Source organism: Candidatus Tectomicrobia bacterium, from assembly GCA_016192135.1.
Classification (GTDB): Bacteria; UBA8248; UBA8248; order UBA8248; family UBA8248; genus 2-12-FULL-69-37.
On record JACPUR010000036.1, the window covers coordinates 1 to 15057 of the forward strand.

Below are 15057 nucleotides of genomic sequence, written 5' to 3' on the forward strand. Positions count from 1 at the left end.
CAGGCGCGTGCCCTTCAGCGAGCGCGAGACCGTCCTCCGCTACGCCGAGCACTGGAAGAGGCGCTCCCTGCGGGAGGCCGCGCTGAAGGATTAGCGCCGGGCCCGCGCTCCTCAATAAATTTCAGTTTCCCGCCGCATCCCGCCCGCGTTTTCTCAATGCGAAACGCGCCCCGTCTCGACCTGAAACGCATCCTCCATCTCAATGAGAGAAAGAAACGGCGCGGGCGGAAAAAGCGATCCGCCTCACAGCCGAGCGGCGGTTTCGCGCGTTACATGCTCAGCAAGGAGACAATTTTTCCATCTCGTGGAGGCCGCCCCGATGACCCTGGCCGCAGCAGCAGGCGCCCTGCTCGCCTTCGGCGAGGAGTTCTCTCGGCAGGCGTTCTACTCGATGCTCCAGCGGTCGGGCGTCGAGAAGGTCCGCATCTGCGTCTCGTGCCAGGACGCGATGAGCACGCTGAACCAGTCGGCCCGGAAGTGGAACCTCCTGCTCCTGGACAGCCGCATCTCCCGGGGGCTCGACACCGTCCGCGAGATTCGCAGGCGGATGGGACCGCACATCAAGATCCTGATGGTGTTCTCGGGCCCCACCAAGGAGGCGGTCGCGGAGGCGATCGAGGCGGGAGTGGACGACATCATGATCTACCCCGTCTCCCAGGCCACGCTCGAGAAGAAGCTCGCGCGCCACGTGAGCCTGCAGCAGTCCAAGGTCACCGCCTTCAAGCGGGCGGACCGCGCCGCCGACGTCTTCACGGCGAGCCAGTAGAGGCGCCCGCCGCCCGGCGCCCCGGGCATCCCCCCATTTCGCGCTTTCGCGGGTTTCCCGCGCGGGAGATTCGCGCCCCGCGCGAAGCAAAGACCCCCCGGCTCAGGACTCGGCCGGCCCCGGCTCCTCGCGCGCCGGCGCGAGGAGCGACGCCACCACGCCCCCCGCCAGGATGAAGACGACCATCCCCAGCAGGTAGAAGTTGTAGTTTGGGCCCATCAGGTCCCTGAACCAGTCGGCCACCAGCATCTTGCCTCCGACCAGCACCAGCACCAGGGCGAGCGACACCTTGAGATAGCGGAACTTGTCCATCAGGCTGGCCAGGGCGAAGAAGAGCGAGCGCAGCCCCAGGATGGCGAAGACGTTGCTGGTGAAGACCAGGTTCGGGTCCGCCGTGATGGCGAAGATGGCCGGGATGGAGTCCACGGCGAACAGCACGTCCGTCGTCTCCACCGCGATGAGCGCGAGGGCGAGGGGGGTGAGCATCAGCGTCCCCGCCCCCGTCTTCTCGACGGCCTCGTCCCGCACGGCGAGCGCGCCCGGCATCTCCAGCTCCCGCGAGGCGGAGGTCCCGGCCCGAACCACGAAATGGTTGCCGTGGTAGCGCCCGGTGACGGGAAAGAAGCGCCGCGCCAGCCGGATCATGTAATTCTGCTCGGGGTCCACCGGCTCGTCGCCCATCGTGAGCATCTTCACGCCCGCATAGATCAAGAAAACGGCGAAGAGATACAGGATCCAGTGGAACTCGGCGACCAGCTTGGCCCCCACCACGATCATCACGCCGCGCATCACCAGGGCGCCCAGGATGCCCCAGAAGAGGACCCGGTGCTGGTAGCGCGGCGGGACGCTGAAGTAGCGGAAGATGATGAGGATAACGAAGAGGTTGTCCATGCTGAGGGAGATCTCGACGATGTAGCCCGTGAGGTATTTCACGGCCGCGGGCACCCCGGTGTTGTACGTCTTGTCCACCGCGTCCAGCGTCTCCCCCATCCCCAGCCAGCGGCCCTCGTACGCGAAGTAGATGAAGATGGAGAAGGCGAGGCTCAGCGAGATCCAGAAGGCGGACCAGCCGAGGGCCTCCCTCATCGACACCACGTGCGCCTCGCGGTGAAAGACGCCGAGGTCCAGCGCCAGCATCAGCAGGACGAACACCAGGAAGAGCACCCACACCCAGACCATCTGGCCCTCCGCAGCCGTGAACCTCATCCCCCCATCGAGAAGGAGGGCCCCGGGCCCGCCTCCCCGCGCGCCGCCTCGCGGCGAAACCCCCGAAGACTTGCATTTTTCGGGTCCTCGTGACAACTTCCCCTCCGTTCTCCTTGCGCCGGCGGCGCCCCCAGTCCACGGACATCCCGGCCCTCCGGCCAGGGGGACGGATGCAATGTCTCCGGCCCGAAGACGCCGCCCCCTTTCTCGCGCCGAGGCCGTCCATGGACCTTCCCTTCGACGCCCGCAAGCTCGACGCCCTCATGGAGAAAGAGGGCGTGGACCTGCTGCTCGCCTCCTCCAAGGACAACGTGGCCTACCTCCTGGGGGGCTACCGGTTCTTCTTCTTCGCCCACAAGGACGCCATCGGGGTGAGCCGCTACCTCCCCCTGCTCGGCTACCGGCGCGGGAGCCCGGAGAAGGCTTTCTACCTCGGCAACTCGATGGAATCATGGCAGCAGGAGTGGGAGCCCCTCTGGGTGCCCGAGGCGGCCAACAGCCACTGGCACAGCGAGAAGGCCGCCAAGGACGCCGCCGGGCGCATCCGCAAGCTCGGCCTCGGGAAGGGCGCCATCGCCGTCGAGAAGGGCTTCCTGCCCGCCGACGCCTACCTCGCGCTCCAGGAAGAGCTGCCCGACGCCCGCCTCGTGGACGCCCACCTCATCCTGGAGGAGCTCCGGGCGGTCAAGCGGCCCGGGGAGCTGGCCCTGCTCAGACAGGCCTCGGAGGCCATCATCGACTGCATGGTCCAGGTGATGACCACCACCCCCGCGGGCGCCACCACCCTCGACATCGCCGAGCGGGTGCGCAAGGAGGAGGTCCAGCGCGGCCTCCACTTCGAGTACTGCCTCACCGCCGCGGGCCCGGGCTGGAACCGCGCGCCCTCCGCGAGGAACCGCTGGGAGAGGGGCCGCGCCCTCTCCCTCGACTCGGGCGGCAACCTGCACGGCTACCTGGGCGACCTGGCCCGCATGGCCGTCATGGGCGAGCCCACCCCCCTCATGGAGGAGGTGATGGGCGAGGTGGAGGCCATCCAGATGGCGGCGCGCTCGGCCGTGCGCCCCGGGGCCACCGGCGCGGAGATCTTCGAGAAGGCCCTGGCCGAGCAGGCCAAGTGCCCCCACAAGGGCGAGCTCGTCTTCGTCGCGCACGGGATGGGCATCATCCAGCACGAGGCCCCGCGGCTCACCTCGGCCGGGGTGGTCCCCTACCCCGGGCCCTACGAGAGCCGGCCCCTCGAGGCGGGCATGGTGCTCTCCATCGAGACCGACCTGAAGAACGCCGAGGCGGGCTTCGTGAAGATCGAGGACACCGTCGTCGTCACCCCGGCGGGATGGGAGGCCTACGGCGACCGCGCCCGCGGCTGGACCGTCTGCGCCGGATAGGTTGCCCGCCGGCATGGGCGCCGCCCGCGAAAGCCGCATCCCCCTCCCCCTGATCCCCTTCGTCCACACCCCATCCGCCGGGCGGAGCCCCGCCCCGCGCGAGGAGCGCGCATGAAACGCCGGACCGGCTCGGACCTCATGCTGGAAACCCTCTTGAGCGAGGGCGTCCGCCACATCTTCGGCAACCCCGGCACGACCGAGCTTCCGCTCATGGACGCCCTCGTGACCGAGAAGGGCCTCCAGTACGTCCTCTGCCTCCAGGAGTCCGTCGCGGTGGGGGCGGCCGAGGGCTACGCCTTCGCCTCGGGGGGCCCCGGCATCATCAACCTCCACGTGGCGCCCGGGCTCGGGAACGCCATGGGGATGCTCTACAACTCGAAGCGGGCGGGGACGCCCCTGGTCGTCACGGCGGGGAACCAGGGCCAGGAGGGCCACCTGTGCGAGACCGTCCTCTGGGACGACCTCCCGCGCATGGCCGCGCCCTTGACCAAGTGGGCCTACGAGGTCCGCCGGGTGGAGGACCTCGAGCTGGCCCTGCGGCGGGCCATCAAGGTGGCTCTCGCGCCCCCCACGGGGCCGGTGTTCCTCTCCCTGCCGGGGGACGTGATGCTCGCCCCGCCCCCCGCGATGGCGGGCAAGCCCACCCGGGTCGCGGCCGGCTTCCCGGCCGCCGGGGAGGCCATCCGCCGCGCCGCCGGGGCCCTGGCCGCGGCCAAGCGGCCCGCCGTCGTGGCCGGCTCGGGGGTGACGCGCTCGGGCGCCCTCGGGGAGCTCGTCCGCCTGGCCGAGGCGGCTGGGGCCCAGGTCTTCGGGGAGAGCGCCTCGAACACCATCTCCTTCCCGCTCGGCCACCCCCTCTACTCGGGCGAGCTGCTGCGCGTGGCCAAGCCCCTGCGGGCCCAGCTCGAGGGCTTCGACCTCCTTTTCTTCATCGGCACCGAGGCCTTCATCCTCTCCTTCCCGCCGGACGTGGCCATCATCCCCCCCTCGACCCGCACCATGCACCTCGACCTGAACGCGTGGGAGATCGGCAAGAACTTCCCGGCCGACCCCGCCCTGATGGGGGACCCGAAGACGACCCTCCCGCTCCTGACCGCCGCGCTGGAGGGGGCGCTCGGGGAAGCCGGGCGGGAGCGCGTGAAGGAGCGCCGCCGGGAGGCCGAGCGCGCGGCCGGGGAAATCCGGAAGAAGCAGGAGCCGCCCGCCCTCACCCCGGAGAGCGAGGCCGCCGAGGGGATGCCCCCCGCCGTCTTCCAGGCCGCCCTCCGGGACACCCTCCCGCGCGGCTGCGCCCTGGTGGACGAGTCCATCACCACCGGGGGGCCGGGGCTCCGCCGGGCCATCGCGGGGAAGGCCGAGCACTTCTTCGGGATGAAGGGCGGGGGGATCGGTCTGGGGCTCCCGACCGCGCTCGGGGTGAAGGTGGCGATGCCCGAGCGGCCCGTGGTGTGCGTCTCGGGGGACGGCTCGGCCATGTACACCATCCAGACGCTCTGGTCCGCCGCCCGCTACGGCGTGGCCTGCGTCTGGATCGTCGCGAACAACCGCAGCTACCGCATCCTCAAGGAGCGCATCCTGAACCTCCAGGGGAACGCCCAGGAGCTCCGCCGCTTCGTGGCGATGGACCTTAGCGACCCCGAGGTGGGCTTCGCCGGGCTGGCCGAGGGGATGGGGGTCAAGGGCCGGCGGGCCGGCTCGGCCCGGGAGCTCAAGCTCGCCCTCAAGGACGCCCTCGCCTCCGGGAAGCCCTGCCTCATCGACGCGCGCATCGAGAACGAGGCGCTGGAGCGGGGGTGAGGGGGGAATCCAAAAAGATGGTTCACTCCGCAGGGTGGCCTTCCCCTCTCCCCTTGGGAGAGGGTGGAGCATCCAAGCGTGCCGCTTGGATGCTCCGGGTGAGGGAGGCCCCGGCGCCACGGCCCCTCACCCCCATCCCCTCTCCCAGGGGGAGAGGGGAGCAGAACCTATCGAGAGCGCGCCGAGGAACAGGCGCATGAGCGGGCGCCTGATTCGACTTCACGGCTACCCCACCCCCAGCCCGGCCGCTAGGGCCTCGAGCGCCTTCTCGAAGCAGCCCATCGGGGCGCGCACGACCCCGGCCCCAACCTGGCCCACCCCCGGCTTCTTGTGGGCGATGCCCGTGTTGATGACGGGGGCCACCCCCAGCTCCACCACCTTCCGCACGTCGATGCCCTGCGGCACCCCCTGGAAGTCGAGGGGGGGAAGCGTCCAGTCCTGTGAGCGCCCGGCCGCGATCTCGTACATCTCCTGGGTGTAGCCCAGGGCGTCCGCCGCCCGGCCCGCCCCCACGAAGCCCGCCACGGCCGGGGAGGCCGCCATGGCGAAGCCCCCGAGCCCCACCGTCTCGACGATGGCCGAGTCCCCCATGTCGGGGTTCGCGTCCGCCTCGGAGAAGCCCGGGAAGTAGAGCCCCCGCGGCATCCCGGCCGGGGCGGTGAACCACGCCTCCCCCGTCCCGCTCACCCGGACGCCGAAGTCCGTCCCGTTCCGGCTCATGGCGGTGACGAGGGTCGAGCCCTCGACGCCGTTCGCGGGGTCGGTGATGGCCTTTCCCATGGCCATGGCGATGTTGAGGAAGAACTGGTCGTTCCCCCCGATGAAGGCGAGCGCCTCCGCGAGCCCGTCCCCCTCCGCCGCCCGGGCGAGCCAGGGGGCCATCTCCCGCAGGAAGAGCCCGGTGCAGGCCGTGTTGCGCTGGTGCATCTCGTCCCCCATCGCGAGCCCCCGCGCCACCAGGCTCCGCAGCGGGAGCCCGCCCCGCAGGCGCAGCGCCCGCCCGAGGAGGGGGCCCAGCCCCTCCCCCAGCCAGCGGAGCCGGGCCAGTACCTCGGGGTCGTTCCCCCCGAAGCGCATCACCTTCCCCAGCCCCTCGTTCAGGGTGCAGAAGGCCCGGTTCCCGAAGGCGCGGTTCTCGACCGCCATGACGGGCATGCTCCGCGTCGTGATCCCCGTCATGGGCCCCACCGCCCCGAAGTGATGGTTGGGGTGAAAAGCCACCCCGCCCCCGGCCGCGAGGCGCTCCGCCTCCGCCAGGTCCCCCGCCCAGCCCTCCAGCACCAGCGCCCCCGCCACCGCCCCCTTGAGGGGGCCGCACATCCGCCCCCACTCGATGGGCGGGCCGGCGTGGAGGGCCACCCGCTCCCCCTGGGCGAGCGCGGGGATGGCCTCCCCCGCCGGGAGGACGTCCACCAGCACCGGCTCCGCCGCCTGGAGCCGCCCCAGGACCTCCTCATTCGCCCGGCCGATGATCCCCACGGCGCCTCCCCGAAAAAAAATGCCCCCTGGGCGGTCTTAGATATAACTAATTGATATTACGTATGTTATAGGCATATCCACCAGTCATCTTATCCTGGAATATCGTGAAATATCCTGAACATTTCTGAACGCGATGGATGAACGGACTCTCGCCTCCACATCTGTAGGGGCGTATTGCAATACGCCCCTACCTTTCCCTCCCGGCAAACCGGAGGCGGTCCCTCCGCCCCTAGAGAAGATACACCCCCCGCGCCGGAAGCCACTTACACCAATTTCGCGCACCTTCGCGCAAACCGCGCCGGTTTCGCGCGGGGAGAAACCCTCCGCCGGGCGGTCCGCAGGGGCGGACCTTGCGTCCACCCTCCGTGAATGGCAAAGGGACGAATACAAGATTCCCCCCCACGGACCATTCAGGCACCGGGATTTGGGGCGGATTGCGTAAGCTCTCTACACCCCCTCCCCCCACCTCGTCTCCCTCAGGTTCTCCACCAGCACCCTCCCCGCCTTCACGACATACCGCTTCTCGGGCTGGTCGATGAGGATGTCGTCGAAGTTCTCGGTGTCGAGGACGACGAAGTCGGCGTCCCGGCCGGGGGCGATGCCGTAGCGGTCCTCCACCCCGAGCACCTTGGCGGCGCTCTCCGTGAACATGGGGGGGATGAGGACGCGATCCGAGGCCCCGCTCATGTGGGCGACCGAGGCGAGGAGGAGGCCGATCTCCAGGAGGTCGCCCCGGCCGGAGGGGGTGAAGGCGTTGCGGATGTTGTTCGAGGCGATGGAGACGTTGACCCCCGCGCGGAGGAGGTCCTTGACCCGGGTGAGGCTGCGGTGGCGGGGGGGCACGGGGCCCCGCCCGCAGAGGAAAAGGTCGGTGGCGGGCAAGGGCAGGACGTGGATGCCCGCCTCGGCGATGAGCGAGACGATGCGGGCGGCCGCCCCCTCGTCCATGGCGCCGAGGGAGGTCAGGTGGCCCACGGCGACCCGGCCCTGGAGGCCCTGGGCGAGGGTGCGCCGGGCGACGGACTCGATGCGGCGGTCCCCGGGGTCGTCGGTGAAGTCGAGGTGGAGGTCGACGTCTTTCCCGAACTCCCCGGCCAGGCGGAAGACGATGTCGAGGTGGCGCTCGGGGTCGAGGTCGTTGTAGGGCACGCCCCCCACGGCGTCCCCGCCCATCCGGAGGGCCTCGCGCATGAGGTCCTCGGTGCCGGGCTGCTGCTCGATGCCCTCCTGGGGGAAGACGACGATCTGGAGGTCCACCCAGCCCCGCCAGGCCTCCCGGAGCTCGAGGGCGGCCTCCATGCCCTGGAGGCCCACGATGGGGTCCACCTCGGCCTGGGCGCGGGCGCGGGTCGCGCCGTGGCGGAGGAGGAGCTTGAGGGCGCGCCCGGAGCGCTCGTGGATGTCGCGCTTCGTGACCCGGCGCTTGAGCTCCAGGGTGATGGCGATGGCGTCCTGGAGGGTGCCGGAGAGGTTGGGGCGGCGCTCCTCGAGGAAGGCCTTGTCGAGGTGGATGTGGCTCTCGATGAAGCCGGGGAGGACGGCGCGGCCCCCCAGGTCCACCTCTTCCGGCCGGGCCGCCCGGGCGGGGCCGCGCCCGCTCCGCCCCGTCTCCGCCGGGCGGGCGGGGGCGACGGAGCAGAACTTCCCGCCCTCCACGAAAAGGTCGTGGAGCGCGCCCCCGGACGAGAGGCGGGCGTTCCGGAACACGGTTCCATCTTCGGGACGCTGGCTCACGCGGCGCCTCTCCACGCTGGGGTGCATTTCCGGAGCCGGCTCTGGGGCGACGGCCATCCATACCCTTCCGGGCGCGCGGGGGCAAGGGGCCGGGGGGAACGTCCAACTTCACCTTGACCCGCCCAGGGAAACATGGGAGAAATGCCCCATTGGTTGCAGGTCTTTCGGCCCGCAGGAAAATGCGCTTTCTGGACATCGTGACGGGGCTGTTTCCAACGCGGCGGGAGAGCGTTTTTGTTTTTGGGCTCTGGCACGGGCGCCGTTCCTTGAGGGCTGAATGAACGTATTCCACCTGCGGAACTTCGTCGAGCTCTGCTACAACAGCCTCTCCTACGCGGCGCTTCTCTTCCTGCTGGCGAGCGGCCTCTCGATCATCTTCGGCGTCATGCGCATCGTGAACCTGGCGCACGCCGCCTTCTTCCTGCTGGGCGGCTACATCGCCCTCTCGGTGTACCGGGTGCTGGGGACGGCGCTGTGGACCCTCCCGGTGGCGATGGTGGTGGGGGGCGGGGTCGTGGCGGCGCTGGCGATGTTCATCGAGCGCTACTTCCTGCGCCGCCTGGGGCAGGACACCCTGGCCCAGGTGCTCGTCACCGTGGGCTTCGCCTTCATCCTGTTCGACACGAACATCCTCATCTGGACGGGGGACAACTACATGCTCCACCGCCCGTGGCCGCTGGACGACAGCACGGTCATCGGCGGCATCTCCTTCCCCCGCTACCGCGCCTTCATGATCCTCTCGGCCGTGATGGTGTGGGCGATCCTCTACTTCGCGATCGAGCGGACCCGGGCCGGGGCCATCGTGCGGGCCACGGTGGACGACCCCCAGATGGCCCGGGGCGTGGGCATCAACACCAACATCGTGCAAATGAGCATCTACGGCCTAGGGGTGTTCCTCTCGGCCATGGGGGGCGTGGTAGGGGGCGCCTTCCTCGGCGTCTCGCCCGGCATCGACTTCCAGGTGCTCCCCTACGCTTTCGCGGTGGTCATCATCGGGGGCCTCGGGAGCCTGACCGGAGCGGTGGTGGGGAGCCTGGTGGTGGGCTTCGTCGAGAATTTCGGCACCGCGCTCTTCCCCGAGCTTTCCTACTTCGCCCTGTTCGCCCCGATGGCCGTCATCCTGGCCATCAAGCCGACGGGCCTCTTCGGGAGAGGCTGACCGTGGGCTCCAGCTCCTTCATCGAACGCCGGCGGATGAAGTACGCGCTCGTCGTGCTGGCGGCCGTCGCGGTCGTCACTCCGTTCCTGGACGACTACTACCAGACCATCGTCACGCGCTCGTTCATCTTCGCCATCATGGCAATCAGCCTGGACATCCTGATGGGCTACACCGGCCTCTCCTCGCTGGGCCACGGGGCCTATTTCGCCTTCGGCGCCTACTCGGCCGCCATCCTCGCCACGAAGGTGCCGGGGGTGAGCATCTTCGTCCTGTTCGCGGCGGCGCTGGGCCTCTCGTGCCTGCTCGCCGCCTTCCTGGGGCTCCTGGCCATCCGGGCGGTGGGGGTGTACTTCCTGATGATCACCCTGTCGTTCGCGATGGTGGTCTGGGGCCTCGTGTACCGCTGGCACACGGTGACGGGGGGCGACAACGGCATCGCGGTCCTGAACATCCCGACTTTCCTGGGGATGCCCATCGGGGAATCGACGCCCTTCTTCTTCTTCACCTTCGGCGTGTTCCTGTGCGTCCTGAGCGTCCTCTACATCCTCGTGCAGAGCCCCTTCGGGAAGAGCTTGATCGGCATCCGGGAGCGCGAGGCGCGGATGAAGATGCTGGGCTACAACACCTGGCTCCACAAGTACCTGGCGTTCGTCATCTCGGGCACCTTCGCCGGCATTTCGGGAATGCTCTGGACGCTCCAGAACCGCTTCGTCGGCCCGACCGACGTCGAGCTGGTGACCTCGGTGGAGGCCCTGCTGATGGTGGCCCTGGGCGGGCCCTCCACCCTCGTGGGACCTATTTTCGGCGCCTTCATCATCACCTTCCTGCGCTACTGGGTGAGCCTCTACGTCGAGCGGTGGTACATCATCCTGGGCGCGACCTATATCGTGACCGTCCTTTATGCCCGGGAAGGCGTCCTGGGCAAGTTCGAAGCCATCATGGCCCGGAGAAGGTCCCGGGCAAACAGCGAGCCGGCCCTCCCGCAGAGCCAGAAGCAGACAACGGAGTCACATACTTGACGGCTCCGGCTTCAGGCTCACGTCCGCTCCCGGCGCAACCCCTCCGGGGCAGGCGCGGGGAGCATTCCGCAGGGGAGGAAGCACCATGAAAGCGAAATGCACCGCCGTAGTCGCAGTGGCTTGCCTTGCCTTCGCGGCCGGGGCGGCCCAGGGAGCCCAGAAGGAGGTGCGGATTGGCTTCCTCGCGCCCATGACGGGCCCCAACGCCCAGATCGGCAAGGACATGAGCAACGGCTTCATGATGTATCTCGAACAGATCAAGTACCAGATGGGGCCGCTCAAGGTGAAGTTCATCCTCGAGGACAAGGAGAGCAAGCCCCCCCTGGCCGTGGCCAAGGCCCAGAAGCTCATCCAGCGCGACAAGGTGCACATGTTCCTGGGCGGCCTGCTGGCGCCCACGGGCTACGCCCTGGCGCCCGTGGCCGACCGCTTCAAGGTGCCCTACATCTCCCCCGCTCCCGCGGGCGAGGACCAGACCCAGCGCCAGCGCGCCAAGTACTACGCCCGCCTCTCCTTCGCGAGCGGCCAGTGCCAGCACGCCCTGGGCGACTGGGCCTACGAGAACGGCATGCGCCGCGTCGCCACCGTGGCCGCCGACTACGCCTTCGGCTACGAGTCGGTCGGGGGCTTCCAGCGGACATTCGAGGAGAAGGGCGGCAAGGTCGTCGCGAAAATCTGGCCCAAGCTCTTCTCGGTGGACTACGGCCCCTATCTGCCCCTCATCCCCCGGGACGCGGACGCCGTCTACACCCTGATGGTGGGGCCCATGTCCCTGGCCTTCCCCAAGCAGTTCAAGGCGGCCGGCTTCAAGATGGCCCTCCTCGGCGGCACGACGAGCGCCGACGAGTTCATCCTCCCCAACATGGGGGACGAGGCCATCGGCTACGTCACGGCCTCCCACTACAGCGCGGCCCTGGACACCCCCAGGAACCATGCGTTCGTGAAGGAGTTCCAGCAGCGCTACGGGAAGATGGCCTCCTACTACACCGAGAACTCCTACACCGCGGCGCAGGCGATCCACGAGGCGCTCAAGATGATCAATTACGCGCCCGAGAAGACAGACGCATTCCTCGCCGCGCTCAAAACCATCCGCATGAACGCCGTCCGCGGCCCGATCTACCTCGATCAACACGCCAATCCCGTGCAGAACTGCTACATCCGCAAGGTCGAGCGCGCCGCCGGCGACCGCAACAGCCTGGGCGTGAAGGCCAATTCCCTTTGGAACATCGTGATAAAGACGTACCCGGCGGTGAGCCAGTTCTGGACCTACAAGCCGGAGGAGTTCCTGAAGAACCCGGTGTACGACAAGAACTTCCCGCCCTGCAAGTTCTGCGGGACGAACTAAGGCCCGCTTCGTGGGCCCGGCGGCGATCGGCCCCGCCGCCGGGGGTCCGATTTGGGATGTGACTTCGCCGCACATGGGCCGCATTCATGGGAGCGTCCGGGCGGCCGTTTTCACCGCCATCCTCGATAAGGTATCATGGCCCCACACGGCGAAAACTGCTGGTAGGGCCTGCATGAGCATCCCAAAGTTCCCCTGTCCATGAAGGGAGGGATCACGATGAAAGTCAGATGGATAGCGGCGCTGGTGGCCGGCGCCTTCGCGCTCGCCCTGGCGGGCGCAGCGCAGGCGGCGGCGAAGGAAGTGCGCATCGGCTTCATCGCGCCGATGACCGGCCCCTTCGCGCAGGTCGGCAAGGACATGACGAACGGCTTCCTGATGTACCTGGAGCAGAACAAGAACAAGATGGGCCCGCTGACCGTCAAGTTCACCATCGAGGACTACGAGGCCAAGCCCCCCGTCGCCGTGGCCAAGGCCCAGAAGCTCATCCAGCGCGACAAGGTGCACGTCTTCCTGGGCGGCCTGCTGGCCCCCACGGGCTACGCCCTGGCGCCCGTGGCCGACCGCTTCAAGGTCCCCTACCTCTCCCCGGCTCCCGCGGGCGACGACCAGACCCAGCGCGTGCGGGCCAAGTACTACGCCCGCATCTCCTTCACGAGCAGCATGTGCCAGCACCCCCTGGGCGACTGGGCCTATGAGCAGGGCATGCGCCGCATCGTCACCGTGGGCGCCGACTACGCCTTCGGCTACGAGACGGTGGGCGGCTTCCAGGCCGGGTTCGAGGACAAGGGCGGCAAGATCGTCGCCAAGGTGTGGCCCAAGCTGGGCACCGTGGACTTCGGCCCCTACCTGCCCCAGATCCCGCGCAACGTGGACGCCGTCTACACCCTGATGGTGGGGCCGATGTCCCTGGCCTTCCCGAAGCAGTTCAAGGCGGCCGGGTTCACCATGCCCTTGCTCGGCGGCACGACCAGCGCGGACGAGTTCATCCTCCCCAGCATGGGCGACGAGGCCATCGGCTACATCACGGCCTCGCACTACAGCGCCGCCATCGACACCCCCAAGAACCACGCCTTCGTGAAGGAGTTCCAGAAGCGCTACGGGAAGATGGCCTCCTACTACTCCGAGGCCGCCTACACCAGCGCCCTCTACATCCACGAGGCCCTCAAGCGCACCGGCTACAATCCCGACAAGACCGAGGTCTGGCTCAACGAGCTGAAGAAGATCCGCCTGGACGCCGTCCGCGGCCCGATGTATCTCGACCAGTACGCCAACCCCGTGCAGAACTGCTACATCCGCAAGATCGAGCGTCAGCCGGGCGATTACAAGAACCTGGGCGTGAAGCCCAACTCGCTGTGGAACATCGTCATCAAGACCTACCCGGCCGTGAGCCAGTTCTGGAAGTGGACGCCGGGGGAATTCCTGAAGCATCCCGTGTACAACAAGGATTACCCGCCCTGCAAGAACTGCGGGCAGTAGCCTTTTTGCGGAGCCGCCGCCCGGAGGGGCCTCCGGGCGGCGGCTCCGGCTCAACCGAAGGGAACGGGATTTGGCGACCGGCGAGCAGCCCCGCCTGGAGCTCCGGGGGGTTTCCAAGCACTTCGGCGGCCTCCACGCCGTCGAAGACGTGAACCTGCGCCTCACCCGCGGGGGCCGGCACGGCATCCTGGGGCCGAACGGGGCGGGCAAGACCACCCTTTTCAACCTCATCACCGGCGTCCTGCCCCTCACTTCGGGGAGCATCTCCCTGTTCGGGCAGGACGTCTCCCGGGAGCCCACCCACAAGCGGACGGCCCTGGGGATGGCGCGGACCTTCCAGATCACCAGCCTCTTCCCGAAGATGACGGTGCTCGACAACGTCCTGCTCGCGGTGCAGGGCCTGCGCCCCATGAAGCTGATGATGCTCAAGCCCCTCACCTCCTACGGGAACGTGTACGACAAGGCCGAGAAGCTGCTGACCGACGTGAACTTCTGGCACCTGCGCGACACCCAGGTGCGCAACCTCTCCCACGGCGAGCAGCGCCAGCTCGAAGTGGTGCTGGGGCTGGCCAGCGACCCGACGGTCCTCCTGCTGGACGAGCCCTCCGCCGGCCTCGCCACGGGCGAGTCGCGCGAGATGGCGCAGTTCCTCAACTCGCTCGACAAGGACCTCTCCATCCTCATCATCGAGCACGACCTGGACGTCCTCTTCGGCGTCGTCTCGCGCATCACGGTGCTGCACTACGGCAAGGTGCTCCTCGAGGGCCCGAGCGACCAGGTCCGGAACGATTCGCAGGTCAAAGAGATCTACTTGGGGAAGGGCTGAGAGGTGGCCGCGCTCCTGTCCGTCGAGGACATCCACACCTACTACGGCGACTCCTACATCCTCCAGGGGCTCTCCCTCGAGGTGCGCGAGGGGGAGGCGCTCGGCGTCCTCGGCCGCAACGGGATGGGGAAGACCACCCTCATCAACTCCATCATGGGCTTCGTCCAGCCCCGGCGGGGGCGGATCGTCTTCCAGGGCAAGGACATCACCCGCACCCCGAGCTTCGAGACCTGCAACATGGGCATCGGGCTCTGCCCCCAGGGGCGGCGCGTGTTCCCCACCCTCACCGTGCGCGAGAACCTGCTGGTGGCCCACCAGGCCCGCAACGGCAAGAGCCGCTGGGACCTCAGCGCCGTCTACGAGCTCTTCCCCCGGCTGGGGGAGCGCCACGCCCAGCGCGCGGGCTCCCTCTCCGGCGGGGAGCAGCAGATGCTCGCCGTCGCCCGGGCGCTCGTGACCAATCCCGCCTGCCTCATCCTGGACGAGCCCTCCGAGGGCCTCGCCCCCCTCATCATCCAGCACATGGGCGAGGCCATCCGGAAGCTCCGCGAGGAGGGCCTGGCCATCCTCCTCGTCGAGCAGAACACCCCCTTCGCCCTCAAGGTGGTGGACCGGGTGAACATCGTCACGAAGGGGAGGGTGGTCCACGACCTCTCGCCCGAGGCGCTTTGGGCGAACGAGGAGATCAAGCACACCCACCTGGGGATCGGATAGGCGGGCCTTCATCGCGGCATCAAGGCGAACCGGCCGCCCTCCCCGCCAAGGGAGGGCAGTTTTTTTCATTTCGCGCCGAGTCATTCTGTAGGGGCGATGCTTGTCATCGCCCCATGCAAAAGGGGCGAACACGAGGTTCGCCCCTACAAAC

12 protein-coding genes are annotated in these 15057 nt (G+C 68.6%); 9 read left to right on the forward strand and 3 right to left on the reverse strand.

Annotation, left to right across the window (positions count from 1 at the left end; translation table 11 throughout):
* Positions 1–319: 319 nt before the first annotated feature.
* On the forward strand, positions 320–766 hold the full coding sequence (locus HYZ11_15010; GenBank protein ID MBI3128913.1) for a response regulator: 447 nt from the start codon (positions 320–322) through the stop codon (positions 764–766).
* A gap of 102 nt (positions 767–868) precedes the next feature.
* On the opposite strand, the gene HYZ11_15015 is transcribed toward HYZ11_15010, so the two are convergent.
* Positions 869–1945, reverse strand: a complete 1077-nt coding sequence (locus HYZ11_15015) for a TerC family protein (protein ID MBI3128914.1) — start codon at positions 1943–1945, stop codon at positions 869–871.
* A gap of 290 nt (positions 1946–2235) precedes the next feature.
* Between HYZ11_15015 and HYZ11_15020 the strand changes: the two genes are divergently transcribed.
* Together HYZ11_15020 and HYZ11_15025 are read left to right on the forward strand one after the other, a co-directional pair.
* Entirely contained in the window at positions 2236–3357 is a 1122-nt protein-coding gene (locus HYZ11_15020) for an aminopeptidase P family protein (protein MBI3128915.1), read from the forward strand.
* A 111-nt stretch (positions 3358–3468) separates the two neighbouring features.
* A complete protein-coding gene (locus tag HYZ11_15025; protein ID MBI3128916.1) occupies positions 3469–5154 on the forward strand; it encodes a thiamine pyrophosphate-binding protein in 1686 nt (561 codons plus the stop codon).
* A 225-nt stretch (positions 5155–5379) separates the two neighbouring features.
* Here HYZ11_15025 and HYZ11_15030 read toward each other — a convergent pair whose 3' ends face one another.
* Positions 5380–6633, reverse strand: coding sequence for a DUF1116 domain-containing protein (locus HYZ11_15030; protein ID MBI3128917.1), 1254 nt, complete (start codon positions 6631–6633; stop codon positions 5380–5382).
* A gap of 447 nt (positions 6634–7080) precedes the next feature.
* Positions 7081–8367: an amidohydrolase family protein gene (locus HYZ11_15035; protein MBI3128918.1), complete on the reverse strand. Its 1287-nt coding sequence runs from the start codon at positions 8365–8367 to the stop codon at positions 7081–7083.
* 277 nt (positions 8368–8644) lie between these two features.
* Between HYZ11_15035 and HYZ11_15040 the strand changes: the two genes are divergently transcribed.
* The 6 genes from HYZ11_15040 (at position 8645) to HYZ11_15065 (ending at position 14906) form a co-directional block, all read left to right on the forward strand.
* Positions 8645–9526 carry a branched-chain amino acid ABC transporter permease gene (locus tag HYZ11_15040; protein MBI3128919.1) on the forward strand — a complete coding sequence of 294 codons (882 nt, stop codon included), beginning with the start codon at positions 8645–8647 and terminating at the stop codon, positions 9524–9526.
* 2 nt (positions 9527–9528) lie between these two features.
* Positions 9529–10545: a branched-chain amino acid ABC transporter permease gene (locus HYZ11_15045; GenBank protein MBI3128920.1), complete on the forward strand. Its 1017-nt coding sequence runs from the start codon at positions 9529–9531 to the stop codon at positions 10543–10545.
* Positions 10546–10630: 85 nt separating this feature from the next.
* Positions 10631–11890, forward strand: coding sequence for an ABC transporter substrate-binding protein (locus HYZ11_15050; GenBank protein MBI3128921.1), 1260 nt, complete (start codon positions 10631–10633; stop codon positions 11888–11890).
* Positions 11891–12106: 216 nt separating this feature from the next.
* Positions 12107–13366 (forward strand): ABC transporter substrate-binding protein, encoded by a 1260-nt coding sequence (locus HYZ11_15055; GenBank protein ID MBI3128922.1) that lies wholly within the window; start codon positions 12107–12109, stop codon positions 13364–13366.
* A gap of 70 nt (positions 13367–13436) precedes the next feature.
* On the forward strand, positions 13437–14192 hold the full coding sequence (locus HYZ11_15060) for an ABC transporter ATP-binding protein (protein ID MBI3128923.1): 756 nt from the start codon (positions 13437–13439) through the stop codon (positions 14190–14192).
* 3 nt (positions 14193–14195) lie between these two features.
* The gene (locus HYZ11_15065; protein MBI3128924.1) at positions 14196–14906 is read left to right on the forward strand and encodes an ABC transporter ATP-binding protein; all 711 of its coding nucleotides are present in this window, start codon (positions 14196–14198) and stop codon (positions 14904–14906) included.
* Positions 14907–15057: the final 151 nt, after the last annotated feature.

What these genes read in the sequence shown, in the direction of transcription:
- HYZ11_15010 (MBI3128913.1), top strand. Translation starts at nt 320, where the DNA reads ATGACCCTGGCCGCAGCAGCAGGCGCCCTGCTCGCCTTCGGCGAGGAG.
- HYZ11_15015 (MBI3128914.1), bottom strand. Translation starts at nt 1,945, where the DNA reads ATGGTCTGGGTGTGGGTGCTCTTCCTGGTGTTCGTCCTGCTGATGCTG.
- HYZ11_15020 (MBI3128915.1), top strand. Translation starts at nt 2,236, where the DNA reads ATGGAGAAAGAGGGCGTGGACCTGCTGCTCGCCTCCTCCAAGGACAAC.
- HYZ11_15025 (MBI3128916.1), top strand. Translation starts at nt 3,469, where the DNA reads ATGAAACGCCGGACCGGCTCGGACCTCATGCTGGAAACCCTCTTGAGC.
- HYZ11_15040 (MBI3128919.1), top strand. Translation starts at nt 8,645, where the DNA reads ATGAACGTATTCCACCTGCGGAACTTCGTCGAGCTCTGCTACAACAGC.
- HYZ11_15050 (MBI3128921.1), top strand. Translation starts at nt 10,631, where the DNA reads ATGAAAGCGAAATGCACCGCCGTAGTCGCAGTGGCTTGCCTTGCCTTC.
- HYZ11_15055 (MBI3128922.1), top strand. Translation starts at nt 12,107, where the DNA reads ATGAAAGTCAGATGGATAGCGGCGCTGGTGGCCGGCGCCTTCGCGCTC.